This window comes from Rhizobium laguerreae (assembly GCF_002008165.1).
Lineage (GTDB): Bacteria > Pseudomonadota > Alphaproteobacteria > Rhizobiales > Rhizobiaceae > Rhizobium > Rhizobium laguerreae.
In genome coordinates this window covers 426,477-450,883 of record NZ_MRDM01000011.1, presented here as the reverse complement: position 1 = coordinate 450,883, position 24,407 = coordinate 426,477, and the positions used below count along the sequence as shown (strand labels likewise).

The window sequence follows — 24,407 nt, the reverse complement described above, 5'->3', positions numbered from 1 at the left end:
GCATTTTCAATTGAGGACCGGTTTAATCGAGGTTGGCGTATTTCGCCCAGACGCTTTTTTCACCGAGTTTGGCGACGAGCGCCTCATGCGCCTGCTCCTCGGTTTGGCTGAGGCGCGGGGCGAGCGGCCGGGGCCGCTCGAGCACGGCGGCAATCACCACGTCGTCTTCCATCCCCATGTCACCGCGAGCTGCCTGGTTGGATTGGCCGACCATGCCGAGGCCGAGGGCTGCCTGTCTGCCGCCGATCATCTCGATATAGACTTCGGCAAGCAGTTCAGAGTCGAGCAGCGCGCCGTGTTTGGTGCGGTGCGAATTATCGATGCCGTAGCGCCGGCAAAGCGCATCGAGCGAATTCGGCCCCATCGGATGTTTGCGCCGCGCCATTGACAGCGTATCGAGCACCCGTTCCGGCAGGATTGGCGGCAAACCGATCCGCGCGAATTCCGCATTGATGAAACCCATATCGAAGGTGGCGTTATGGGCAATCCACTTCGCATCACCGAAGAAGGCGAGGATTTGTTCGGCAACCTCGGCGAAAGGCTGCTTGTCCTTCAGGAATTCATCGGTAATGCCGTGCACGGCGAGCGCATCTGGATGAACCTTCTGATCTCCAGGATTGATGAAGATATGGATCGTGTTGCCGGTGGGGAAATGATCGAAGAGCTCGATGCCGCCGATTTCGATGATGCGGTCGGCGCGGTTGTCGAGGCCGGTTGTTTCCGTATCGAAGATGATCTCACGCATTCCGGAAATCTCCCTTGGCAATCCGCGTTTTCAGGTCGGCGACGATCTCGAATACCCGTTCCCTCGTCGTCGCGATACTGTAACTGGTGTCGATCAGATAATCGGCCCGGCGCCGTTTTTCCGTGTCCGGCGTCTGGCGTGAGAGAATCATGTCGAATTTTTCCTCGGTCATGCCTTCGCGCGCAAGCACCCTTTGGCGTTGAATCTGTGGACCAGTGCTGACGACGACGACGACATCCACTCTTGTCACGGCGCCGGTTTCGAAAAGTAGTGGAATATCGAGCAATACCATGTCGGCGCCGGCGGCGCGTTGTCGCTTCAGAAATTCCGTCTCGCGTTTGCGAACCAGCGGATGGACGATCGCTTCCAGGCGTTTGAAGCCGTCAGGATCAAGAGCGAGCTGGCGGCCGAGTTCACGCCGGTCGACGGCTCCATTCTTCATCGTGCCGGGGAAAGCGGCATTCACCAGGGGTGCAGCCTCGCCGGCATAGAGATCGTGGACCACGGCATCCGAATCGTTCACCGGGATTCCTGCGTCGGCGAAGAGCTTTGCCGCTGTCGATTTTCCCATTCCGATGGAGCCGGTGAGGCCGATCTTCAGCATCAGTGTGCTTCCATATCCGCGATGATGAGCGCGCGCAGCGGCGCATCGACGACGGGACGCTGGCCGAACCATTTCTCGAATCCGGGCACGGCCTGGTGCAAGAGCATGCCGAGACCATCGACGATGGGAAATCCTTGCTCTTCCGCTTGGGCGAGGATCGGCGTCTTCAAGGGCACATAAACGATATCGGTGACGACGGCATCGGCTGCAAGAGGCGAGAAATCGAGTTGCGGCGCTGGCTCGCCGTCCATGCCGAGCGAGGTTGTGTTGATGAAGAGGCCGGCGCCGCTCATGACTTCGGCAAGCGCCCCGATCGGGTGGGCCCGAACACGCGGGCCAAAACGATCCGCGAGCTCACGCGCGCGTTCGACGGTGCGGTTGACGACGTGGATCTCCTTGAAACCGCGATCACGGACCGCCTGGATGATCGCCCGGCTGGCGCCGCCGGCGCCAAAGACGACGGTCGTGCCATGCCGGTCCCAGCCCGGATGGCGTTCATCAAGATTGGCGATGAAGCCACGACCGTCGGTATTCGTCGCATGCAGGGCGCCTTCCTCCAGCCAGAGCGTGTTCGCGGCGCCGAGCTCTTGCGATAGCGCGTCCGGTTTGTCGGCGAGCCGGAACGCCAACTCCTTGTGAGGAATGGTGACATTGCCTCCGGTAAAGCCGGAACTGCCATCCTTCAACGAGTGAATGAAATCGGCAAAGCCCCCGGGTGCCACTTCATGAGCGCGATAACTGCCCGGCAGGCCAAGCGTCTTCAGCCAGTATCCGTGGATCAGTGGCGAGCGCGAATGCTTGATGGGAAAGCCCGTGACAAACGCTTTCGGCCCGAATGTTTCACGTGAATCACCCATCGATCGCTCCGAATTCTCGCAATTTTTTTAAGAGCGGCAGCATCGGCAGGCCGAGAATGGTGAAATAATCACCCTCGATCTTTTCGAAGAGCTGGATGCCCTCCCCCTCCAATTGATAGGCGCCGACGCTGGAAAGCGCCCGTTCGCCAACCCGCGCCAGATGTCTGGCGATGAACTCCCCCGTCAGCGGCCGCATCGTCAATTCCGCATGGGCAAGATGTTCCCACAAGACCACGCCATCGCTGACGATGGCGACGGCGCTGTTCAATCGGTGAGTTACGCCGGAAAGAGCCTGAAGATGGCTAGCCGCGTCGGCCAGGTCCTTCGGCTTATGGAAGACGCTGTCACCAAGCGACATCGTCTGATCCGAACCGATGACCAGGCTATCCGGAAAGCGGCGGCTGACTTCCTCGGCCTTGGCCCTGGCGAGGACGAGGGCCACGGCATCAGGCTTAGCGCCGGCTTTTTCCAGTGGCGCTTCGATGGCCCGTTCATCGATCCTTGCGGCATGCGCCTCGAAGGATAGACCGGCATTTTCCATCAGCATCCGGCGAAAGGGGCTCGACGATGCAAGGATGAGTTTCGGCGTCATGGGTTCCTCGGCGTGCCGGCTTTTCGTCAGCGCTTAGCGCAGCTTCGGCCGCAGGGCAACGATTGCTGCGGCTGTTTCCTCGATTGAGCGGCGGGTGACGTCGATCAGCGGCCAGTTATGGCGGGCGCAAAGAGAGCGGGCATATTTCAGCTCCTCCGAAATCGCGGCACGATCGGTGTAGTGTTCGCGATCGAAGCCCTGCGTCACTCCGAGCACACGATTTTCCCGCACCTGGGAAATACGGTCGGTGGTGGCGATCAGGCAGACGATCAGCGGTTTGCTCGCGACGAAGAGGCTCTCCGGCAATGGCACGCCATAGACGATTGGAATATTCGCCGTCTTGATGCCTCGGTTGGCGAGGTAGATGCTGGTCGGTGTTTTCGACGTACGGCTGATGCCGATGATCACGACATCGGCATCGTTGTAATCGTCGGGCATCTGGCCGTCATCGTGATCCATGGTGAAATTCAGCGCTTCGATGCGCGCGAAGTAGCCGGCATTCATCACATGCTGGGCCCCGACACGACGGCGAGACGGGGCGCCGAGATAGATCTGGAAGGCATTCATCACCGGCTCCAGCACATTCACCGAGGCGACACCCATCTCGATGCAGCGCTCATCGATCAGGCTCGCAAGCTCCCGGTCGACAATGGTGTAGAGCACGATACCTGGTGCGTCATCGATCGCCTGCAGAACCGGCAGCAGCTGCTTGCGATTGCGGATCAGCGGATAGACATGTTCGATCGGCTGCGCCGATCTGAACTGCGCCGACGCGGCGCGCCCGGCGGAGATCAGAGTCTCTCCCGTTGAGTCAGAAATCAGATGCAGATGAAAGAAGTTCGTTCTGTTCTCCACGCTATTTTCCGCTGCCTGTTGAAAAGACTGGATGAAACAGAGCTACGGCGGCGAGGCCGTCTCCGGCAAGGGAAAACATGCCCCCTTATCCACATTTCGGATTCTGCCGATCGGTTTCGATTGGCGCTGTGGACGATGGGGAAGAGATCTATTTCTTGAAAGCTGGTCCACAGCCTATCCACAGCGATGCGAAAAATTGCCGGTCCGGAAGGATTTGGAATCATTTTCAGATTCGGCTTCTCCCCGAGATTCAGACGAAATCGGCAAATCCTTCCGATGTTCTTTTGCAGGCGCGCGACAAATGGCATCGGCGGTGGATGGATTTTAATCCTTGATAGTCACCGACTCTAAGAAATAGAAACCTTTTAAAAGATCTTTGTTTTTTTATAGGGAAGAAGCGTTTGAGCGATACGCGCCGAAAGATCATGAGGGTTTTGAGTGGCGAAAGCCTCTCCCCTCCTCCTCTCTGGCTGATGAGACAGGCAGGACGTTATCTTCCGGAATATCGGGAGACACGAGCAAAGGCAGGGAGTTTTCTCGATCTCTGCTACACGCCTGAGCACGCCGTCGAAGTGACATTGCAGCCGATCCGCCGCTATGGCTTCGATGCGGCCATTCTGTTTTCCGATATCCTGGTCATTCCAGACGCAATGAAGCGAAATGTCCGGTTCACCGAGGGCCATGGCCCGGAGATGGATCCGATCGATGAAGCCGGGATCGGCAGTTTGAACGGCGAAGAGGTTGTCGATTATCTCAGGCCGGTTCTGGAAACGGTACGGCGGCTGCGTGAAGAACTGCCAGCGGAGACGACGCTGCTCGGTTTCTGCGGCGCGCCATGGACGGTTGCGACCTACATGATCGCCGGTCACGGCACGCCGGATCAAGCCCCGGCCCGTCTCTTCGCCTACAAGCATGCCCGCGCTTTCGAGCATCTGCTGATGCTGCTTGCCGACGTATCGGCCGATTATCTCGTCGCCCAGATCGACGCCGGCGCCGATGCCGTGCAGATCTTCGATTCCTGGGCAGGTGTTCTCGGCGAGAAGGAGTTCGAGGCGTTCGCGATCAGGCCGGTTGCGCGGATGATTGCTTCGGTCAAATCACAACGGCCGCATGCTCGCATCATCGCCTTTGCCAAGGGCGCCGGCTACCAGCTCAAGACCTATCGCCAGAAGACGGGTGCTGACGCGATCGGCCTCGACTGGTCGGTTCCGCTGGCCTTTGCCGCCGAACTTCAAAGAGATGGACCGGTTCAGGGCAACCTCGATCCGATGCGTGTCGTTGCCGGCGGCCGGGCGCTGGAGGAAGGCATCGATGATATTCTGCAGCATCTCGGCAATGGTCCGCTGATCTTCAATCTCGGTCACGGTATTACACCGCAGGCTGACCCCGAGCATGTGCGTCTGCTGGTGGATCGCGTGCGAGGCGGGGTGTGACGATGGAAAAGCAGACCGATCGGAGATCTGGCGCCTACGCCCGGCGCCGGGCTCATTTTGCGCTGGCCTTCTTTGCGCTGGTGGCGGTCGGGCTTTTTGCCTGGAACCCCGATAATCTCTACCTCTGGATCAAGGCGCTGCACATCATCGCGGTCATTTCCTGGATGGCCGGGCTGTTTTACATGCCGCGGCTGTTCATCTATCACACCGATGCGGAGCCCGGCTCGGTGCAGTCGGAAACTTTCAAAGTGATGGAGCGTCGGCTGCTTCGGATCATCATGACGCCGGCGATGATGCTGACGTGGTTTTTCGGCCTCTATCTCGCCTGGTCGGTTTATGGATTCCAGGGCGGCTGGCTGCATGCCAAGATTGGTCTCGTTGTCCTGCTGACCGGTGTTCATATGTTCTTCAGCCGTGCTGTCAGGGCGTTCGAGCGAGATGAAAACCGCCGCTCGGCGCGCTATTGGCGATTCATGAACGAAGCCCCGACACTGCTGATGATCGTGATCGTCATCCTTGTCGTGGTGAAGCCGTTCTGAGGAAAGTCGTCCTGAGGTTAAATTTGCTTCATTTTAAGCAGCCCTCTTGCGGCAACGATTGCGAGTCGCTATTTTCCGCGCACCTCATCTACGTGGCATGTGTGTAGAGTTCAGTCGTCTGCGAGCCCTTTCGCGGTACCGAATACGACCCAACATCGCCTTTCCCCTTTGAAATTGAAAAGAGTATTGGTCACTTCATGGCTGAAATGAAGCTTCAGGAACTTAAGAGTAAATCCCCGACGGATCTGCTGGCATTTGCCGAATCGCTCGAGGTCGAGAATGCAAGCACGATGCGCAAGCAAGAGCTGATGTTTGCGATCCTCAAGATGCTTGCCAGCCAGGATGTCGAAATCATCGGCGAAGGCGTCGTCGAAGTGCTGCAGGACGGTTTCGGCTTCCTGCGGTCGCCCAATGCGAACTACCTGCCGGGCCCGGACGATATTTATATCTCCCCGTCGCAGATCCGCCGTTTCTCGCTGAAAACCGGCGATACGGTCGAGGGCCCCATCCGTGGGCCGAAGGAAGGCGAGCGCTATTTCGCGCTGCTCAAGGTCAACACCATCAATTTCGACGATCCGGAAAAGATCCGTCACAAGGTTCATTTCGACAATCTGACGCCGCTCTATCCGAACGAGCGCTTCAAGATGGAACTGGATATTCCCACCACCAAGGATCTGTCGCCACGTGTGATCGACTTGGTGGCGCCGCTCGGCAAGGGCCAGCGTGGATTGATCGTCGCACCGCCGCGTACCGGCAAAACCGTGTTGTTGCAGAACATCGCGCATTCGATCACTGCCAACCATCCGGAGTGTTATCTGATCGTCCTGCTGATCGATGAACGTCCCGAAGAAGTGACCGACATGCAGCGTTCGGTTCGCGGCGAGGTAATCTCCTCGACCTTCGACGAACCGGCCGTGCGTCACGTGCAGGTGGCCGAGATGGTTATCGAGAAGGCCAAGCGCCTTGTCGAACACGGACGCGACGTTGTCATCCTGCTCGATTCGATCACGCGCCTGGGCCGTGCCTATAACACGGTCGTTCCCTCGTCAGGCAAGGTCCTGACCGGCGGTGTGGACGCCAACGCTCTGCAGCGGCCGAAGCGCTTCTTCGGCGCGGCGCGTAACATCGAGGAAGGCGGCTCTTTGACGATCATCGCGACGGCGCTGATCGATACTGGCAGCCGCATGGACGAAGTGATCTTCGAAGAATTCAAGGGTACCGGCAACTCGGAAATCGTCCTCGATCGCAAGGTCGCTGATAAGCGCATCTTCCCGGCAATGGACATCCTGAAGTCCGGCACGCGTAAGGAGGACCTTCTGGTTCCGCGCCAGGATCTGCAGAAGATCTTCGTGCTCCGCCGTATCCTGGCTCCGATGGGCACAACCGATGCGGTCGAATTCCTGATCGACAAGCTCAAGCAGACGAAGAACAATTCCGACTTCTTCGAATCAATGAACACATAATCCTTAGCCGGATTCACCCCTTAAAGCTGGAGGCATCTCGCGATGCCGCCAGCTTTTCTATTTGAGAGGAATCGATTTCGATTCCAACCGATGAACCAGGCGATATGGCCATGTTGAACGATACCATATATGCACTATCGAGCGGCGGCCTGCCTTCGGGTGTTTCTGTCGTTCGAATCAGCGGCCCGCTGACCAGAGACATATTGGTGAAGCTCGTCGGATCCGTTCCGGCAGCCCGGTATGCGTCTTACCGAACGATTCGGACTCGTAACAATCAGCCGATCGACAGCGGCCTGGTGCTGTTTTTTCCTGCTCCGAATTCGTTTACCGGGGAGGATGTTGCCGAGCTGCAGATCCACGGCAGCAGAGCCGTGCTGGCGGCGCTGTTTCAGGACCTTGGCGATATTCCAGGCGTGCGGATGGCCGTCGAGGGTGAGTTCTCCCGCCGGGCTTTCGAGAACGGCAAACTTGATCTGGTCGAGGTGGAAGGGCTGGCCGATCTCATTGGCGCCGAGACCGAAATGCAAAGACGCCTTGCGGTCGAACATAGCGCAGGTGGGCTTTCCGCAATTTACGATTCGTGGGCGGAACGATTGACGCGCGCCCGCGCGCTGATCGAGGCGGAACTTGATTTCCCCGACGAGGATGACGTTCCAGGGTCGGTATCGGATGCGGTCTGGGCCGATATGGCGAAGCTTCGCAGCGATATCGAGGATCACCTTGCGGCAGCTTCGGCCGGCGAGATTATCCGAGACGGCTTCAAGGTGGTCATCGCCGGTGCTCCGAACGCTGGAAAATCGAGCCTGTTGAACGCTTTGGCGCGTCGAGACGTCGCAATCGTGACGGAGATTGCCGGGACCACCCGCGATGTCCTGCAGGTTGATCTCGACATTGATGGTTACCTGATCAAGCTCTATGACACTGCTGGTCTTCGCGAGGCGGACGACAAAGTCGAAATGGAAGGTGTGCGGCGCGCGCGGATAGCACTTCGTGATGCCGATCTTGTCCTGTTGCTGGTCGATATGACGAAACCGCTGATCCCCGACGACTTGGAGCAGTCCTCTCCGCATGTTACTGTCGGGACAAAGAAGGATCTGACCGAAATAGCTTCGGGTCGGTATGACCTCCAGATTTCCACCGCGACGGGTGACGGTCTGCCGGAATTACGGCGGTTGATCGGCGATATCGTCGAGGGACGTTTTGCCGGCCTGTCTATGGCAATCCCCAGCCGGCAGCGGCATAAGGATTCGCTCACGAAATGTTTAGCGGCGCTCGATGCGGCCATATCACAGCCGGATGTGAATCTTGAACTGCGGACCGAGCAGCTGCGAATTACCGCGGAGTATTTGGGTAGAATTACCGGACGAGTGGATGTCGAACAATTGCTCGGGGTGATCTTCTCGGAGTTTTGTATTGGCAAATGATTCACGTGAAACCTTTGGAGCCAAAGGCCTGCACGGTTTCACGTGAAACGCCTGCCAGATATGGAGTCTTGAATTGACGGATAATGTCTTCGACGTGATTGTGATCGGTGGAGGCCATGCGGGGTCGGAGGCTGCCAGCGCAGCTGCGCGCCTCGGGGCAAAAACTGCTCTGATTACGCATAGGCGGGACACGATCGGGGTCATGTCCTGTAATCCGGCGATCGGTGGGCTAGGCAAGGGCCATCTTGTTCGGGAGATCGATGCGATGGATGGCCTTATGGGCCGGATCGCCGATGTTGCAGGCATTCAATTCCGGATGCTCAACAAGAAGAAAGGCGCTGCCGTCCGAGGGCCGCGGACGCAGGCCGATCGAAAGCTTTATCGCCTGGCGATGCTGGCGGCGATCGAAGCGACGCCGAACCTGGATGTCATCGAGGGCGATGCGTTTGATCTGGACGTTGTCGATGGTTGCGTCGCTGGCGTGATCATGAAGGATGGTCGGACCCTGAAAGCGCCGGCGGTGGTTTTGACCACTGGAACCTTTCTGCGCGGTCTTATTCATATCGGGTCGGAAAAGACACCGGCCGGACGTGTCGGTGAAGCGCCGTCGATCGGATTGTCTGCGACCCTCGCCCGGCTGGGGCTGCGGCTGGGACGCCTGAAGACCGGCACACCCGCCCGGCTGGACGGAAAGACGATCGACTGGCAATCCATCGGTAGACAGGGGGCTGACGAGGAGCTTGTCCCCTTCTCCTTCATGACCGACACGATTACGACGCCACAAATCGACTGCGGGGTCACCAGGACGACCGAAGCGACCCACCGCATCATTGTCGACAACATTATGCGCTCGGCAATGTATTCCGGGCAGATCGAAGGTGTCGGGCCTCGTTATTGCCCGTCTATCGAAGACAAGTTGGTGAAATTCGGAGAGCGGGATGGACATCAGGTCTTTCTCGAACCTGAGGGACTGGACGATGACACGGTCTATCCGAACGGGATTTCTACCTCCTTGCCGGCGGAGGTGCAGGCAGACTTCATCAAAACGATCCCCGGCCTCGAAGCGGCAAGAATACTGCAACCGGGCTATGCGATCGAATATGATCATGTCGATCCGAGAGAGCTTGCTCCATCGCTGGAGGTTAAGCGGCTGAGAGGCTTGTTTCTCGCTGGCCAGATCAATGGCACCACCGGATATGAAGAGGCGGCCGCGCAGGGACTGGCAGCCGGGCTGAATGCCGCATTGCGAAGCAGCGATTCGGATCCGTTCCATTTCAGCCGGACGAGTTCTTATATTGGCGTCATGATCGACGATCTCACGTCACGAGGCGTTACGGAGCCGTATCGAATGTTTACATCGCGTGCGGAGTATCGGCTGAGTTTGCGGGCTGACAACGCCGATATGCGCTTGACGCCGCTGGCCATGCGGCTTGGATGCGTCAGTGACGCGCGAGCGCAGCGATTCACATCCTATCAGGCAGAGATTGAAACCAGTCGGGCGCTGCTGCGGTCGCTGGTGGTGACACCGAATGAGGCACGCCGCGCGGGCTTGAATATCAAGCTCGATGGGCAGCGCCGAACCGCGTATGACTTACTGTCCTATCCGAATTATGATTTCGCCGCGCTTCGGCATGTTTGGCCGGAGAAGCTCGACATGATTGGACGGAAAGTTGCGGAAGCGTTGGAAATCGAGGCAGGCTATTCGGTTTATCTCGATCGGCAAGCCTCGGCGATTGCCGATCAACAACGCGACGAGGAGCGGCAGATACCGTTTGATTTCAACTATGATGCACTGTCCGGTCTCTCGAACGAGCTGAAGGTCAAGCTCAGCGCTGCTCGCCCTTTCAATATTGCCCAGGCCGCAATCGTTGAAGGGATGACGCCTGCGGCAATCGCGTTACTGCTCGTGCACTTGCGTCGACTATCCTCGCCGAACGCCATAGCGCTTGATACAAGATTTGAGAGTCTTTCAGAATGGAATTAAACGGTTTGCGTGTTTCACGTGAAACACAGGAGCGGTTGCAACACTTTGCAGCGCTGTTTCAGAAGTGGGCAAAAGCAATCAATCTGGTGGCGCCATCGACACTGGATGATCTGTGGCACCGGCACATCGCTGATAGCAGCCAGGTCTTTCAGATTCATCCTCAATCGATTACTTGGGTTGACCTCGGCAGTGGGGGCGGCTTTCCCGGTATTATTACGGCGATTTTTTTGGCCGAGCTGCAAGGTGGATGGGTCCATCTGGTCGAAAGCAACCATAAAAAGGCAGCGTTTCTGCGGACAGCGCTACGGGAGACAAATGCGCGCGGCAGCGTCCATAGCATTCGAATCGAAGATGCTTATACGGAGGTTGGCGAATGTGGTGCGATTTCAGCGCGCGCCCTTGCGGATCTTGATGGACTCATCGGTTATTCATCCCCCTGGATGCTTGGCAAGGAAAATTGTCGTGGCTTCTTTCACAAAGGCCGGGATTACCTCAGGGAAATTGACAAAGCACGTGGTCGGTGGGAATTCGATCTGTTAGAACATAAGAGCGTCGTCGAGCAGGAATCCGTTATTTTAGAAGTATCAAATCTCCGGCGCTTGGTTTAACAGATCGGATATTGCGGCAATGGCTGGCGAACGACATCGGATTATCACCATCGCAAATCAGAAGGGTGGCGTTGGCAAAACGACCACCGCAATCAATCTGGCAACGGCGCTTGCGGCTATTGGCGAGCGCGTCCTGATCGTCGATCTCGATCCGCAGGGCAATGCCAGCACTGGGCTCGGTATCGATCGTCGTGATCGTAAGCTGTCCTCCTACGATCTGATGGTCGGTGATCGTGGGATTCCCGAAGTGACTCTCGAAACAGCGGTTCCTAATCTGTTTATCGTCCCGTCGACGATGGATCTTCTTGGCATCGAGATGGAAATCTCGCAGCAGAGCGATCGGGTGTTTAAATTGCGGAAAGCGCTGTCTTCGTCGGAAGCCATGGCGTTTTCTTATATTCTTCTGGATTGCCCGCCGTCGTTCAATCTGCTGACGATGAATGCTATGGCGGCGGCGCATTCGGTCTTGGTGCCGCTGCAATGTGAATTTTTTGCGCTGGAGGGATTGAGCCAGCTGCTTGAGACCGTCAGCCAGGTTCGGCGGACAGTGAACCCGCGTCTGGATATTCAGGGTATCGTCTTGACGATGTTCGATGCGCGCAACAATCTTGCCCAGCAGGTTGTCAATGACGTGCGTACGCATCTCGGGGACAAGGTTTACCATACGTTAATTCCGCGCAATGTCCGGGTGTCCGAGGCTCCGTCCTACGGTAAGCCGGCTATTCTCTATGACTTGAAGTGCGCGGGCAGTCAGGCCTATCTGCAGCTGGCCTCCGAGGTCATCCAGCGGGAACGCCAAAGACTGGCCGCGTGATATCATTTTAGGGGTGTAGGTGAGTGTAGATCATGAATGACGATGTATCAAAGAGGCGATTGGGCCGCGGCCTTGCGGCGCTGATTGGTGAAATGGATCAGCCTGTCCCGGTGGAAGCCGAGCGGACTATCAGCGCCGACAGAATGATCCCGATCGAGTTCGTCAGCCGCAACCCCCGCAATCCCCGTCGGTTCTTCGATGACTCGGAGCTGCACGATCTCGCAAGCTCCATTCGTCAACACGGTATCGTTCAGCCGATTGTTGTGCGGACGATGTCGCGGGATCGATATGAGATCATCGCCGGCGAACGACGCTGGCGCGCAGCTCAGCTTGCCGGGCTGATCGAGATTCCGGTCATTATCCGTGATGTGGATGATAAGACGGCGTTGGAAATCGCCATTGTCGAAAACGTCCAGCGCGCGGATCTCAATGCCCTCGAAGAGGCCTTGGGCTATGAGCAGCTGATCGCGGAATACGGCTACACCCAGAACGACCTCGGCGAAATTATCGGCAAAAGCCGCAGCCATGTTGCTAACTCGTTGCGCCTGTTGAAATTGCCTGATCCGGTTCGCGATCTGCTTGCTGCCGGCAGCCTATCGGCTGGCCACGCGCGCGCACTGGTTTCGACATCCGATCCGGCAAGTCTTGCCCGTACGATCGTTGCCAAGGGCATGTCGGTGCGTGATGCGGAAAAGCTGGCGCAAAACAATATCAAGGCCCAATCGGAGCCGCAGCAGGCGGCCTTGCGGCGAGATCAGAAAGATTCAGACACGCTGGCGCTGGAACGGACACTTTCCGATGCGCTCGGCCTTGATGTTGCGATCAATCACAAGGCAAGCGGCGGCCAGATCAAAATTTCCTATAAGTCGCTAGAGCAGCTCGAGGAAATCTGCCGCTTGCTCGAGAGGCGCTAGAACAGGATGATTTTAGGCCGGGTCGGCCTAAAATCTGAATCCTGTTCCACATTATATAGTTAGAGCATGATGTCGTCCGAAAACCGCTCGCGCTTTTCGGCATCATGCTCTAGAGCATCGAGGCTTTAACTCCTTGAAACAACGCACCGTGCTTTCCTAAAATCGGTTATGATTTTTTGGGCCGACGTGCGCTGGTTCAGGCGGATTTCCGGCCGGATTGAAGGGTGGTGGACAGAAGCGTTTGCATCGCAACGCTGTCTTCCAGCACCTGCCGCCGTCTGGTTTGCAGAATAGCGGCCTGTAGCCGATTGGATTCACGGGCGATGCTTTCCGCGGTCCACTGGCGCAGCGCCTGTTCGATGATCGGCTTGCGGCGGAAGTGTAGATGCCGCCCCATTGTCTGCATGACTTGAGGCGGCTGCAGCCGCTTTTCATCCATTTCGGCGCGCATCGAATCCAGAAGCTGGAATTGCTTCAGGCATGCCTGCAGAACCAGAAAGATCGCGGTTTTCGAACTGCTGATCTTTTGCATGGCGTGCAGAAAGGCGTTGAGATCACCGCCGAGGATGGCATCGACGGCGTCGTCAACCGAGATGGCGCTGGCGTCGCCGATTATTTCGGTAACGTGATGTTCTTCGACCGTATCGAAGCCCCGGCAGTAAAGAGCAAGCTTGCGTACCTCGTTTCGGGAAGCGATCCTGTCGCCGCCGATCAACGCGATCAGCGCTTGTCGCGCGGTCGGCGTAATGCCGAGCTTCTCTGCACCGAGTTCTGTATCGATCAATGCATTCAGGGCGCGACTGTCATCGGCGTAGGAGGGGATCGTCATGACGGATCTGGCGGCTTCCGCGGTCTTGCGCAGCAGGGAACCCTTCTTGAGGTCACCGGCCTCGATGATCAGATAGGCGGCTTCGAGTGGTTTTTCGGCCAGCAGCGCCAAGGAATCGACGAGGTATTTCTCGTTGGCGGCACCGCGGATCCAGATCAGTTTCTCGCCGCCGAACAGCCCGATCGACTGGACCTCGTCGACCAACCGACCGGGGTCTTTTTGCAGGTCGCCGATATCGAGCTTGGTCAGCGAGAAGGGATCATCGAGAGCGACACCGCTCTTGCCGGCGAGCAGGCCTGCCCGTTCGGAAACAAGACCGCGATCCGGCCCGTAGATGACGTAAATCCGATAGTTCCGCGCCGATTTCTGCAGGAATGTCTCGAATTCGTGGGATTTTATCTCCGCCACATCTCCGCCCTCAGCGGCTGAGGGCAGCGGCGATATCGGATCCCACGAACTCCGCCACCTGATCCGCCGCGCGGTTCTCGGCATCACGGATCGCCCGCTGCTTGGCGAATTCCTGTTCGGAAAAATCCACCAGCGCCGTGGTAGCGCGGCTGCCGGCCTTGATGACATGATCGTCGGTCGCCGCGCGCAGCGTGTAGGTGACGCTGACGGTCACACGACCGGCTCGCGATGTGTCCGAGGAATCCCTCAGGAGCGTATCGGCAACAGACGAGGTAGCGCGAATTTCAACCTGATATTGCGGGTTTACCGCTTCACCGGCACCGCGCGACGCAAGGAAGATCAGGCGATTGCGCACCTGCTGTTCGACGCGGCTGCTTGCTGGGGAAAAGCCGACAGAGGAAAGCTTTTCGACGACACCGGAACTCTCGGAATAAAGCGGTCGGACCTGGCAGGCGGAGAGAAAAGCCGCCGAGGCAAGGATCATGGCGATGCCGGCATTGCGGGCCAGCTTGCAAGCGATATCAAACGACAATGTTTACAATCCTTTGGGCAACCACGATGATCTTCTTCGGTGCTTGTCCGTTCAGCGCGTTCTTCACCGCATCCAGATCCAGCACGGCGTTGGTGACGGCATTCTGATCTGCATCGCGAGAAATTGTCAATTCAGCGCGTTTCTTGCCGTTGATCTGTACCGGCATGACGACATCGTTTTCGATGACGAGCGTTTCGTCGTACTGCGGCCAGCTTGCCCGGGCAAGCAGGCCTTCATTGCCGAGCGCGGCCCAGCATTCCTCAGCCAGATGCGGCGTCATCGGAGAGACGAGCTGAATCAGAATCTCGGCGGCATCGCGCACCGCCGCGCGATAGGTGGCATCACCCTCACCTGCCGCGACCCTCGTCATCGGTGCGGCCAGCGCGTTGACGAGTTCATAAATTCGGGCAACGGCCTTGTTGAACCAGAGCTTGTCATAGTCGTTCTCGACAGCCTTGAGCGTCTTGTGGGCGGCCTGCGAAATTGACAACGCTTCCCCATCGGTTGCCGGCGCAGGTGCGACGGCGGAGAGCGCGTCGGCTGCTTCGGAAATCAAGCGCCACAGACGCTGAGTGAAACGATGAGCGCCTTCGACGCCCGCTTCGGACCAGATGACGTCACGCTCGGGTGGGGAGTCGGACAGAACGAAGAAACGGGCGGTATCGGCGCCGTAGGAGGCGATGATATCGTCGGGATCGACAACGTTCTTTTTCGATTTCGACATCTTCTCGATCGAGCCGATCGCAACTTCCTCATTGTTCGTCAACAGGAAGGCTCGGCGTTTTCCGTCGAGTTCGTCGATGCGGATATCGGCGGGTGCCACCCATTCACGGCTGGCGCCGGCGCCGCGGCTATAGGTTTCGTGGACCACCATGCCCTGGGTGAAGAGACCCTTGAAAGGTTCGGTGGCGGCGACGTGACCGGTCTCGCGCATGGCGCGGGTGAAGAAGCGGGAATAGAGCAAGTGCAGGATCGCGTGCTCGATGCCGCCTATATACTGGTCGACCGGCAGCCAGCGGTTTGCCGCCTCCGGATCCGTCGGCTTTCCTTCCCAGGGCGCGGTGAAGCGGGTGAAATACCAGCTCGAATCGACGAAGGTGTCCATCGTATCCGTCTCGCGGCGGGCATCCTTGCCGCAGTTCGGGCAGGAGACATGGCGCCAGGTCGGATGACGGTCGAGCGGATTGCCCGGCTGGTCGAAGGTGACGTCGTCAGGCAGCTTGACCGGCAGGTCCGCCTTCGGCACCGGCACGACACCGCAATCCTCGCAATGGATGACCGGGATCGGGCAGCCCCAATAACGCTGGCGGGAAATGCCCCAGTCGCGGAGACGGAAATTGACCTTGCGTTCGCCCTGCGGGGCATTGCCGAGCGAAGCAGCCGACAGCCGGTCGGCAACGATATTGAAGGCTTCCTCGGTCGTCTTGCCGTCGAGGAAGCGCGAATTGATCATCACGCCATCGCCGTCATAAGCCGTGTCGTCGACGGAAAAGCTTGCCGCGTCGCCATCTCTCGGCATGACGACGGCCACCACCGGCAGGTCATACTTGCGGGCAAAATCAAGGTCGCGCTGGTCGCCCGAGGGGCAGCCGAAGATCGCGCCCGTGCCATAATCCATCAAGACGAAATTGGCGATGTAGACCGGAAGTTCCCAGGAGGGATCGAGCGGGTGTCGGACGCGGATACCGGTATCCATGCCCTTCTTTTCGGCGGTCTCGAGTGCTGCGAGCGAGGTGCCGGCGCGGCGGCACTCGTCGCAGAAGGCGTCGATATCAGGGTTCTTCGCGGCGGCATCCTTCGCCAGCGGATGATCGGCGGCGATTGCCAGGAAGGAAGCGCCGAACAGCGTGTCCGGCCGGGTGGTATAGACCGTCACTTCGCTCTCGCCGGCAGGTGCCGTTTCCGGCACGATCTCCCAGCGGATCGTCAGGCCTTCCGAGCGGCCGATCCAGTTCTTCTGCATCAGCCGCACTTTTTCCGGCCACTGGTCGAGCGTATCCAGCGCGTCGAGCAGATCCTGGCTGAAGTCGGTGATCTTGAAGAACCATTGCGTCAGTTCGCGCTGTTCGACCAGCGCGCCGGAACGCCAGCCGCGGCCGTCGATCACCTGTTCGTTGGCGAGCACGGTGTTGTCGACAGGATCCCAGTTGACCTTCGACTGCTTGCGATAGACCAAGCCCTTTTCCAGGAAATCCAGGAAGAGATGCTGCTGGTGCTGGTAATATTCGACGTCGCAGGTGGCGAATTCACGGCTCCAGTCCAGCGAAAGACCCATGGCCTTCAGCTGCGCCTTCATCGAGCCGATATTCTGGTACGTCCAGGAGGCGGGGTGAACGCCGCGCTCCATGGCGGCATTCTCCGCCGGCATGCCGAAGGCGTCCCAGCCCATTGGATGCAGCACGTTGTAACCGCGGGCGCGCTTGTAGCGGGCGACGACGTCGCCCATGGCGTAATTGCGGACATGACCCATATGGATGCGCCCCGACGGATAGGGGAACATTTCGAGGACGTAATATTTTTCGCGCGGATCGGCATTGTCGGTCTCGAAGACCTTGTCTTCATTCCATTTCTGCTGCCAGCGGGGCTCGGCATCGCGCGGATTATAACGTTCGGTGGCCATGGTATTCGTATTTCCGGAAAATCAGGGGAGGTTGGTCGAGACCTTCACCATGAAACCACCGTAGCGTCAAGTTTTGCAGGCGCTGCAAGCGCGCGATCTTGATCGTGACCAGGCGATTTCGCCGGGACGGGACTTGGCAAGCACAGAATGGCTGGCTAGTTCATTCCAATCCTTTCATGCAGGTATGTCGAGGCACAATGATGGAACTTCAAGAGCGCTTGAACGAGGTGCGGTCGCGGATCGCCGCCGCGGAACGCGAAGCAGGCCGTTCGGCGGGTTCCGTTCAACTCGTCGCGGTGTCGAAGACCTTCGAGGCGGACGCGATCCGCCCGGCCATCGAAGGCGGGCAGCGTGTCTTCGGGGAAAACCGGGTGCAGGAAAGCCAGGGCAAGTGGCCGGCGCTGAAGGCCGAGCATCAGGATATCGAGCTGCATCTGATCGGACCGCTGCAATCGAACAAGGCGGCGGATGCTGTGGCGCTTTTCGACGTCATCGAGACAGTGGACCGGGAAAAGATCGCCCGCGCACTTGCCGAGGAGATGAGGCGGCAAGGCAAGGCGCTACGGCTCTATGTCCAGGTCAATACCGGGCTCGAACCGCAGAAGGCCGGCATCGCTCCTGACGACACGCCGGCCTTCGTCGCTCTTTGCCGCGACGAACTCGGCCTTTCGATCGAAGGTTTGATGTGCATTCCGCCGGCCGAGGAAAATCCCGGACCGCATTTCGCTCTGCTGGCAAAGCTCGCGCTCAAATGCGGCGTCGGAAAACTTTCCATGGGCATGTCGGGCGACTACGGGACGGCGATCGCCTTCGGCGCCACCAGCGTGCGTGTGGGGTCGGCGATTTTTGGCACGCGCTGAAACGCTGCTTTGGTCGGGCTTCCTGTTCCCCTTAATGCCGCCTAGATTAGGTTTGCATGTCCTGGGGAGGAGCAAATGCGGAACGGCTATCATCAGGCCTATGCGGCCTGGAAACGCGATCCCGAAGCCTTCTGGCACAAAGCGGCCAGTGACATCGACTGGTTCAAGCCAGCGGAACGGGTGTTCTCGCCGAATGACGGCGTCTATGGCCGTTGGTTCTCAGGCGCGGAAACCAATACATGCCACAATTGCCTGGACCGGCATGTGGCTGCCGGCCGCGGCGGCGAGACAGCGGTCATCTTCGACAGCGCAATGAACGGCGAGAAGCGCCGTTTCACCTATGATGAGGTGCTTGGCGAGGTGATGGCCATCGCGGCAGCGTTGGTCGAGCGCGGCATCGGCAAAGGCGATCGCGTCATCCTTTATATGCCGATGGTGCCGCAGGCGGTCTTTTCGATGCTCGCCTGCGCCCGCATCGGTGCGGTCCACTCCGTCGTTTTCGGCGGGTTTGCCGCAAGCGAACTTGCGGCGCGCATCGACGATTGCGCTGCGAAGCTGGTGATTACCGCGAGCTGCGGGCTCGAGCCCGGCCGCATCGTCGCCTACAAGCCACTGGTCGATCAGGCGATCGAGATCGCGCATTCGAAGCCGGAGTGCTGTCTGGTGCTGCAGCGGCCGGAGCTTCGGGCAGATCTCGTCAGCCGCCGCGATCAGGATTTCGAGGCGGCGGTGGCGCGGCATCGTGGCCATAAGATCGCCTGTGTCTCCGTCAAGGCGACCGATCCGCTCTACATCCTCTATACCTCGGGCACGACGGGCCAACCGAAGGGCGTGGTGCGCGACAATGGCGGCCATATGGTCGCGCTCAACTGGTCGATGCGGAATATCTACGGCTTGAAGCCGGGCGAGGTCTTCTGGACGGCTTCGGATATCGGCTGGGTCGTCGGGCATTCCTATATCGTCTATGCCCCGCTGCTATCAGGCGTAACCACTCTGATCTTCGAGGGAAAACCGGTCGGCACTCCGGATGCCGGCACATTTTGGCGCATCGTTTCGGAATATCAGGTGCGGGTGCTCTTCACAGCGCCGACGGCATTCCGCGCCATCCGGCGGGAGGACGGTGACGGTGAACTGATGCGCAAATATCCCATGCCGGATCTGCGCGCACTATTTCTTGCCGGCGAGAGGGCGGATCCGGAGACCTTGAAATGGGCCGAGCGCCTGCTTGGCATACCCGTCGTCGATCATTGGTGGCAGACGGAAACCGGTTGGCCGATCGTCGCAAATCCGCTTGGTCTCGGCGCCCTTCCCGTCAAGCACGGGTCGCCGGCGCTGCCGATGCCCGGCTATGAGATCGCGGTGCTCGACGATGCCGGTCATCCGATCGAGGCGGGCACGCTCGGCAATATCGTCGTGAAGCTGCCACTCCCGCCCGGCTGCCTGCCGACCCTCTGGAACGCCGACGAGCGTTTTCGCTCGGCCTATCTCGATGAGTTTTCCGGCTATTACAAGACGGCCGATGCCGGCTATGTCGATGAGGACGGCTATCTCTTCATCATGTCGCGCACCGACGACATCATCAATTGCGCCGGTCATCGGCTCTCGACAGGGGCGATGGAGGAGGTCTGTGCGCGTCATCCCGATGTCGCAGAATGCGCGGTCATTGGCGTGATCGATGCGCTGAAGGGTCAGGCACCCTGCGGTTTCCTGGTGCTGAAACGACATGTTTCCCGTGACGCGACGGCGATCGAATCAGAGGTCGTGGCGATGATTCGTGATTCGATCGGGCCGGTTGCCGCCTTCAAGACGGCCATCACCGTTAATCGGTTGCCGAAGACACGCTCCGGCAAAATACTGCGCGGCACGATGCAGAAGATCGCCGACGGCATACCCTGGAAAATGCCTGCAACCATCGATGATCCAACGATTTTAGAGGAAATTGCCGAGGCGCTGCGCGGACGCGGTTTAGGCTCCTTGCCGATGTGAATTAAACTTTCGGTAAGCCTAATTGAGGAATTGTTAACTATGTTGATGCAAGCATTTGTTAACGGCAATGGCTTGCATAGCAGGCTTTGCATGACGCGGTCGCCGTTACCGGCCTACTGCATAATTTCTTAAATCGGAATCGATTTAAGGACAAAATTATGCAGCAGTTGAAGTGCTACAGCGTCCTTTGCACGTCTGAAAGACGTGCGGCGCTGTAGTCCGGATTGCCCCTTTCTCAACGATTGTGGAACGGATCATGACAAGCATCCTCACCAACAACGCTGCTATGGCAGCGCTGCAGACTTTGCGCGGCGTAAACGATAGCCTCAAGGACACCCAGGGTCGCGTTTCATCGGGTTATCGTGTGGAGAAAGCGGCCGACAATGCCGCCTATTGGTCGATTGCTACGACCATGCGTTCCGACAACATGGCGCTTTCAGCCGTCTCCGACGCGCTCGGGCTCGGCGCGGCAAAAGTCGATACCGCCTATTCGGCCATGGACAGCGCACTCGATGTCGTCAGCGAAATCAAGGCCAAGATCGTCGCCGCCACCGAAAAGGGCGTCGACAAGACGAAGATTCAGCAGGAACTCGACCAGTTTCAGGAGCAACTGCTCAGCATTGCCCAATCGGCGTCCTTCTCCGGCGAAAACTGGGTTGCCGGCGCCTCCGGCACGAAGAGCGTCGTTTCGTCTTTCGTGCGCGATGGCAGCAATGCCGTTTCGGTCAAGATGACAGACTACGTGCTCAATGCGGGCACGCTCGGAAACGTGCTTTTCGGCATGACCAGTACCGGTGCGATCGAGACGACCAGCGGTATCATTGGTACGGCCTTCAACGGAACCTATGGCGGCGCCGTCATCGTTATGCCGTCGATATATGCTCTCGACATCACCAATTTCACCCAGGGTCAGCTCGACGCAGCCCTGACCGGTATCGAACTGGTTCTCGGCGCCATGACCGCCGTCGGCTCGGCGCTCGGCTCGATCTCGACCCGTATCCAGCTGCAGGAAACCTTCGTCAGTGGCTTGCACGATTCGATCGACTCCGGTGTCGGACGCCTGGTCGATGCCGATATGGAAGAGGAATCGAGCAAGCTATCGGCGTTGCAGACGCAGCAGCAGCTTGCCATCCAGTCGCTCTCGATCGCCAATACCTCGGCGCAGAACATCCTCACCCTGTTCCGCAGCTAATCGAAACAGGTCATCCGCAATAAAAAACCCCGCCGGTCAGCTCATACCGGCGGGGTTTTTCATAAGATCGCTGATATCTCAGTACTGATCGTCGTCCTCGTCCTTCGGCGCCGAGCGTAGCGAGCTCAGCTTGCGGAAGACGGCATCGGCGTCTATTTCTTTTTCCTTTTCCTCCTCGCGCTCGTAGCTCGGACTCAGGCGCTCGGTCTCCTGGGCCGATTGCAGCGTCGCGCCAAGCTCGGCGGCGGTCGGCAGCGGACGGCCCTTGGAGGCCTTTTCCACTTCCATGTCGAGATCAATCTGGCTGCAGAGACCGAGCGTGACCGGATCCATCGGCGCCAGATTGGCGGAGTTCCAGTGGGTGCGCTCGCGGATCTGCTCGATCGTCGATTTCGTCGTGCCGACGAGGCGGGAAATCTGCGCGTCCTTCAGCTCCGGATGGTTGCGAACGAGCCAGAGAATGGCGTTCGGGCGGTCCTGGCGCTTGGAAACCGGGGTATAACGCGGACCGCGGCGCTTGGATTCCGGCACCCGCACCTTCGGTTCGGAAAGCTTCAGCTTGTGGTTCGGATTGGCCTCGGCGCGGGCAATCTCGTCGCGGGAAAGCTGTCCTGTCGAGATCGGGTCGAGGCCCTTGATGCCCTGCGCCGCTTCGCCGTCGGCGATCGCCTTGACTTCGAGCGGATGCAGTTTGCAGAACTGCGCAATCTGATCGAAAGACAGTGCCGTATTGTCGACGAGCCAAATGGCTGTCGCCTTCGGCATGAGCAGTGTTTGAGCCATGGATATAGTCCTTCTATCGTCCGCGCCGGTCGCGGTCCGTGGATTGTCACCACAATGTCCGGGAAATATGCCGCTATATAACCGCACTGTCGCAGAATTGCAATTCTTCCGAAATGAAATGACCTTCGTCTAATTGCCGTGGCGATGCGAACTGCTATGAATTGCCGTGATTTCAAGTCCGGGCCATAGCTCACGCGGTCCGTCGCATGTCCCATGAGGAGGAGTTGCATGTCGGAGAAGATCTATCCGGTCACGAAGCCGGTGAAGGCGCGCGCCCTGATCGACAAGGAAAAGTACCTGAAATGGTACGAGGAAAGCGTCGAGAACCCGGAAAAGTTCTGGGGCAAACACGGCAAACGCATCGACTGGTTCAAGCCCTATACCAAGGTCAAGAATACTTCCTTTACCGGCAAGGTTTCGATCAAGTGGTTCGAGGACGGTCAGACAAACGTCTCCTACAATTGCATCGACCGTCATCTGAAAACGAATGGCGACCAGGTGGCGATCATCTGGGAGGGCGACAACCCCTATATCGACAAGAAGGTCACCTATAACGAGCTCTACGAGCATGTCTGCCGGATGGCGAACGTGTTGAAGAAACACGGCGTCAAGAAGGGCGATCGCGTCACCATCTATATGCCGATGATCCCCGAAGCGGCCTATGCGATGCTCGCCTGCGCCCGCATCGGCGCGGTGCATTCGGTCGTCTTCGGCGGTTTCTCGCCCGAGGCGCTGGCCGGGCGCATCGTCGACTGCGAATCCACCTTCGTCATCACCTGCGACGAAGGCCTGCGCGGCGGCAAGCCGGTGCCGCTGAAGGACAATACCGATACGGCGATCCATATCGCCGCCCGCCAGCATGTCCATGTCAGCAAGGTGCTGGTCGTTCGCCGCACCGGCGGCAAGACCGGCTGGGCGCCCGGCCGCGACCTCTGGCATCATCAGGAGATTGCTACCGTGAAGGCGGAATGCCCGCCGGTGAAGATGAAGGCGGAAGACCCGCTCTTCATTCTTTATACGTCCGGCTCGACCGGCAAGCCGAAGGGCGTGCTGCACACGACGGGCGGTTATCTCGTCTATGCGGCGATGACGCATGAATATGTCTTCGATTATCACCACGGCGACGTCTACTGGTGTACGGCCGATGTCGGCTGGGTGACCGGCCACTCCTATATCGTCTATGGGCCGCTTGCGAACTGCGCGACGACGCTGATGTTCGAGGGCGTGCCGAACTTCCCGGACCAGGGCCGTTTCTGGGAAGTCATCGACAAGCACAAGGTCAACATCTTCTATACGGCGCCGACGGCGATCCGCTCGCTGATGGGTGCCGGCGACGACTTCGTCACGCGCTCCTCGCGCTCTTCGCTGCGCCTGCTCGGCACGGTCGGCGAGCCGATCAATCCCGAGGCTTGGGAATGGTACTACAATGTCGTCGGCGACAAGCGTTGCCCTGTCATCGATACGTGGTGGCAGACGGAGACCGGTGGCCACATGATCACGCCGCTGCCTGGCGCCACCGATCTGAAGCCCGGTTCTGCGACGATCCCGTTCTTCGGCGTCAAGCCTGAGTTGGTCGACAATGAGGGCAAGGTGCTGGAAGGCCCTGCCGACGGCAATCTCTGCATCACCGACAGCTGGCCGGGCCAGATGCGCACGGTCTATGGCGATCACGAGCGCTTCATCCAGACCTATTTTTCGACCTACAAGGGCAAGTATTTCACCGGCGATGGCTGCCGGCGCGATGCGGACGGTTATTACTGGATCACCGGCCGCGTCGACGATGTGCTGAACGTCTCCGGCCACCGGCTCGGCACGGCGGAGGTGGAATCCGCCCTTGTCTCGCATAATCTGGTTTCGGAAGCCGCGGTCGTTGGTTATCCGCATCCGATCAAGGGCCAGGGCATTTATTGCTATGTGACGCTGATGTCCGGTCATGAGGGATCGGATACGCTTCGCCAGGAACTGGTGAAACATGTGCGGGCCGAAATCGGCCCGATCGCCGCGCCCGACAAGATCCAGTTTGCGCCCGGCCTGCCGAAGACCCGCTCCGGCAAGATCATGCGCCGCATCCTGCGCAAGATTGCCGAAGACGATTTCGGTGCGCTCGGCGATACCTCGACGCTCGCCGATCCGGCAGTCGTCGACGATCTGATCGCCAACCGGCAGAACAAGGCGACCGCCTGATAGATCGAGCCGTTCCGGTCCCTTTCGGGCTTCCGGGGCGGCTCTTTTGTTTCCGCGTATTCGATGCGTGGTTTACGGCATCCAAGCATGTTTATGGGCGAAGCCCTGAGACCATTCCCGGCGAGGTCACGCCTGCTAGATGTGGCTGAAATACCTGTCGCCTAAGATGTCGTTAGCCGGA

The 24,407-nt window shown here is 58.8% G+C and carries 22 protein-coding genes; 13 read left to right on the top strand and 9 right to left on the bottom strand.

What is annotated here, in order from left to right; translation table 11 throughout:
• Positions 1-22: 22 nt before the first annotated feature.
• From dnaQ to BS630_RS14640, 5 genes are read right to left on the bottom strand one after another with little or no spacing between them, the layout of a single operon-like run.
• On the bottom strand, positions 23-745 hold the full coding sequence (gene dnaQ / locus BS630_RS14660) for a DNA polymerase III subunit epsilon (protein WP_077978030.1): 723 nt from the start codon (positions 743-745) through the stop codon (positions 23-25).
• The gene (coaE, locus tag BS630_RS14655) at positions 738-1,349 is read right to left on the bottom strand and encodes a dephospho-CoA kinase (RefSeq protein WP_077978029.1); all 612 of its coding nucleotides are present in this window, start codon (positions 1,347-1,349) and stop codon (positions 738-740) included. The genes dnaQ and coaE overlap by 8 nt, the downstream gene beginning before the upstream one ends.
• Entirely contained in the window at positions 1,349-2,206 is an 858-nt protein-coding gene (locus tag BS630_RS14650; protein ID WP_077978028.1) for a shikimate dehydrogenase, read from the bottom strand. The genes coaE and BS630_RS14650 overlap by 1 nt, the downstream gene beginning before the upstream one ends.
• On the bottom strand, positions 2,199-2,798 hold the full coding sequence (locus BS630_RS14645; protein WP_077978027.1) for a Maf-like protein: 600 nt from the start codon (positions 2,796-2,798) through the stop codon (positions 2,199-2,201). The genes BS630_RS14650 and BS630_RS14645 overlap by 8 nt, the downstream gene beginning before the upstream one ends.
• A 33-nt stretch (positions 2,799-2,831) precedes the next feature.
• On the bottom strand, positions 2,832-3,653 hold the full coding sequence (locus tag BS630_RS14640; protein WP_011649834.1) for a pyruvate, water dikinase regulatory protein: 822 nt from the start codon (positions 3,651-3,653) through the stop codon (positions 2,832-2,834).
• A 31-nt stretch (positions 3,654-3,684) separates the two neighbouring features.
• Between BS630_RS14640 and BS630_RS14635 the strand changes: the two genes are divergently transcribed.
• The 9 genes from BS630_RS14635 (at position 3,685) to BS630_RS14595 (ending at position 12,832) form a co-directional block, all read left to right on the top strand.
• Positions 3,685-3,981, top strand: a complete 297-nt coding sequence (locus BS630_RS14635) for a hypothetical protein (protein WP_158081404.1) — start codon at positions 3,685-3,687, stop codon at positions 3,979-3,981.
• Positions 3,982-4,054: 73 nt separating this feature from the next.
• Entirely contained in the window at positions 4,055-5,086 is a 1,032-nt protein-coding gene (hemE, locus tag BS630_RS14630; RefSeq protein ID WP_077978026.1) for a uroporphyrinogen decarboxylase, read from the top strand.
• A 2-nt stretch (positions 5,087-5,088) separates the two neighbouring features.
• Positions 5,089-5,625: a protoporphyrinogen oxidase HemJ gene (gene hemJ, locus BS630_RS14625; RefSeq protein WP_077978025.1), complete on the top strand. Its 537-nt coding sequence runs from the start codon at positions 5,089-5,091 to the stop codon at positions 5,623-5,625.
• Between the two features lie 197 nt (positions 5,626-5,822).
• Entirely contained in the window at positions 5,823-7,088 is a 1,266-nt protein-coding gene (gene rho / locus BS630_RS14620) for a transcription termination factor Rho (protein ID WP_020052216.1), read from the top strand.
• A 104-nt stretch (positions 7,089-7,192) separates the two neighbouring features.
• Positions 7,193-8,512: a tRNA uridine-5-carboxymethylaminomethyl(34) synthesis GTPase MnmE gene (gene mnmE, locus BS630_RS14615; protein ID WP_077978024.1), complete on the top strand. Its 1,320-nt coding sequence runs from the start codon at positions 7,193-7,195 to the stop codon at positions 8,510-8,512.
• Positions 8,513-8,585: 73 nt separating this feature from the next.
• Positions 8,586-10,496, top strand: a complete 1,911-nt coding sequence (gene mnmG, locus BS630_RS14610; RefSeq protein WP_077978023.1) for a tRNA uridine-5-carboxymethylaminomethyl(34) synthesis enzyme MnmG — start codon at positions 8,586-8,588, stop codon at positions 10,494-10,496.
• The gene (gene rsmG / locus BS630_RS14605; RefSeq protein ID WP_077978022.1) at positions 10,487-11,104 is read left to right on the top strand and encodes a 16S rRNA (guanine(527)-N(7))-methyltransferase RsmG; all 618 of its coding nucleotides are present in this window, start codon (positions 10,487-10,489) and stop codon (positions 11,102-11,104) included. Before mnmG ends, rsmG begins: the two co-directional genes overlap by 10 nt.
• Positions 11,105-11,123: 19 nt before the next feature.
• A complete protein-coding gene (locus BS630_RS14600; protein ID WP_077978021.1) occupies positions 11,124-11,918 on the top strand; it encodes a ParA family protein in 795 nt (264 codons plus the stop codon).
• A 32-nt stretch (positions 11,919-11,950) separates the two neighbouring features.
• Positions 11,951-12,832: a ParB/RepB/Spo0J family partition protein gene (locus tag BS630_RS14595; protein ID WP_017962618.1), complete on the top strand. Its 882-nt coding sequence runs from the start codon at positions 11,951-11,953 to the stop codon at positions 12,830-12,832.
• 196 nt (positions 12,833-13,028) lie between these two features.
• Here the strand turns inward: BS630_RS14595 and holA are convergent, their stop codons facing one another.
• From holA to leuS, 3 genes are read right to left on the bottom strand one after another with little or no spacing between them, the layout of a single operon-like run.
• On the bottom strand, positions 13,029-14,069 hold the full coding sequence (gene holA / locus BS630_RS14590) for a DNA polymerase III subunit delta (protein WP_077978020.1): 1,041 nt from the start codon (positions 14,067-14,069) through the stop codon (positions 13,029-13,031).
• Positions 14,070-14,079: 10 nt separating this feature from the next.
• Positions 14,080-14,601: an LPS assembly lipoprotein LptE gene (gene lptE / locus BS630_RS14585; protein WP_077978019.1), complete on the bottom strand. Its 522-nt coding sequence runs from the start codon at positions 14,599-14,601 to the stop codon at positions 14,080-14,082.
• A complete protein-coding gene (gene leuS, locus BS630_RS14580) occupies positions 14,591-17,221 on the bottom strand; it encodes a leucine--tRNA ligase (protein WP_077978018.1) in 2,631 nt (876 codons plus the stop codon). The genes lptE and leuS overlap by 11 nt, the downstream gene beginning before the upstream one ends.
• Positions 17,222-17,421: 200 nt before the next feature.
• On the opposite strand from leuS, the gene BS630_RS14575 reads away from it, so the two are divergent.
• From BS630_RS14575 to BS630_RS14565, 3 genes are all read left to right on the top strand, one after another.
• On the top strand, positions 17,422-18,081 hold the full coding sequence (locus BS630_RS14575; RefSeq protein WP_077978087.1) for a YggS family pyridoxal phosphate-dependent enzyme: 660 nt from the start codon (positions 17,422-17,424) through the stop codon (positions 18,079-18,081).
• A 75-nt stretch (positions 18,082-18,156) separates the two neighbouring features.
• Positions 18,157-20,067 carry a propionyl-CoA synthetase gene (locus tag BS630_RS14570; protein WP_077978017.1) on the top strand — a complete coding sequence of 637 codons (1,911 nt, stop codon included), beginning with the start codon at positions 18,157-18,159 and terminating at the stop codon, positions 20,065-20,067.
• A gap of 256 nt (positions 20,068-20,323) precedes the next feature.
• The gene (locus BS630_RS14565) at positions 20,324-21,259 is read left to right on the top strand and encodes a flagellin N-terminal helical domain-containing protein (RefSeq protein ID WP_077978016.1); all 936 of its coding nucleotides are present in this window, start codon (positions 20,324-20,326) and stop codon (positions 21,257-21,259) included.
• Between the two features lie 78 nt (positions 21,260-21,337).
• Here the strand turns inward: BS630_RS14565 and BS630_RS14560 are convergent, their stop codons facing one another.
• Positions 21,338-22,042 carry a DUF1013 domain-containing protein gene (locus tag BS630_RS14560; protein WP_003544022.1) on the bottom strand — a complete coding sequence of 235 codons (705 nt, stop codon included), beginning with the start codon at positions 22,040-22,042 and terminating at the stop codon, positions 21,338-21,340.
• A 228-nt stretch (positions 22,043-22,270) separates the two neighbouring features.
• Between BS630_RS14560 and acs the strand changes: the two genes are divergently transcribed.
• Entirely contained in the window at positions 22,271-24,226 is a 1,956-nt protein-coding gene (acs, locus tag BS630_RS14555) for an acetate--CoA ligase (protein WP_077978015.1), read from the top strand.
• The last annotated feature ends 181 nt before the right edge of the window (positions 24,227-24,407 follow it).

Excerpts from the sequence above, each read along its gene's own strand:
- dnaQ (WP_077978030.1), bottom strand. The coding sequence starts at position 745 with ATGCGTGAGATCATCTTCGATACGGAAACAACCGGCCTCGACAACCGC.
- coaE (WP_077978029.1), bottom strand. The coding sequence starts at position 1,349 with ATGCTGAAGATCGGCCTCACCGGCTCCATCGGAATGGGAAAATCGACA.
- BS630_RS14650 (WP_077978028.1), bottom strand. The coding sequence starts at position 2,206 with ATGGGTGATTCACGTGAAACATTCGGGCCGAAAGCGTTTGTCACGGGC.
- BS630_RS14645 (WP_077978027.1), bottom strand. The coding sequence starts at position 2,798 with ATGACGCCGAAACTCATCCTTGCATCGTCGAGCCCCTTTCGCCGGATG.
- BS630_RS14635 (WP_158081404.1), top strand. The coding sequence starts at position 3,685 with ATGAAACAGAGCTACGGCGGCGAGGCCGTCTCCGGCAAGGGAAAACAT.
- hemJ (WP_077978025.1), top strand. The coding sequence starts at position 5,089 with ATGGAAAAGCAGACCGATCGGAGATCTGGCGCCTACGCCCGGCGCCGG.
- rho (WP_020052216.1), top strand. The coding sequence starts at position 5,823 with ATGGCTGAAATGAAGCTTCAGGAACTTAAGAGTAAATCCCCGACGGAT.
- mnmE (WP_077978024.1), top strand. The coding sequence starts at position 7,193 with ATGGCCATGTTGAACGATACCATATATGCACTATCGAGCGGCGGCCTG.
- rsmG (WP_077978022.1), top strand. The coding sequence starts at position 10,487 with ATGGAATTAAACGGTTTGCGTGTTTCACGTGAAACACAGGAGCGGTTG.
- BS630_RS14600 (WP_077978021.1), top strand. The coding sequence starts at position 11,124 with ATGGCTGGCGAACGACATCGGATTATCACCATCGCAAATCAGAAGGGT.
- BS630_RS14595 (WP_017962618.1), top strand. The coding sequence starts at position 11,951 with ATGAATGACGATGTATCAAAGAGGCGATTGGGCCGCGGCCTTGCGGCG.
- leuS (WP_077978018.1), bottom strand. The coding sequence starts at position 17,221 with ATGGCCACCGAACGTTATAATCCGCGCGATGCCGAGCCCCGCTGGCAG.
- BS630_RS14575 (WP_077978087.1), top strand. The coding sequence starts at position 17,422 with ATGGAACTTCAAGAGCGCTTGAACGAGGTGCGGTCGCGGATCGCCGCC.
- BS630_RS14570 (WP_077978017.1), top strand. The coding sequence starts at position 18,157 with ATGCGGAACGGCTATCATCAGGCCTATGCGGCCTGGAAACGCGATCCC.
- BS630_RS14565 (WP_077978016.1), top strand. The coding sequence starts at position 20,324 with ATGACAAGCATCCTCACCAACAACGCTGCTATGGCAGCGCTGCAGACT.
- BS630_RS14560 (WP_003544022.1), bottom strand. The coding sequence starts at position 22,042 with ATGGCTCAAACACTGCTCATGCCGAAGGCGACAGCCATTTGGCTCGTC.
- acs (WP_077978015.1), top strand. The coding sequence starts at position 22,271 with ATGTCGGAGAAGATCTATCCGGTCACGAAGCCGGTGAAGGCGCGCGCC.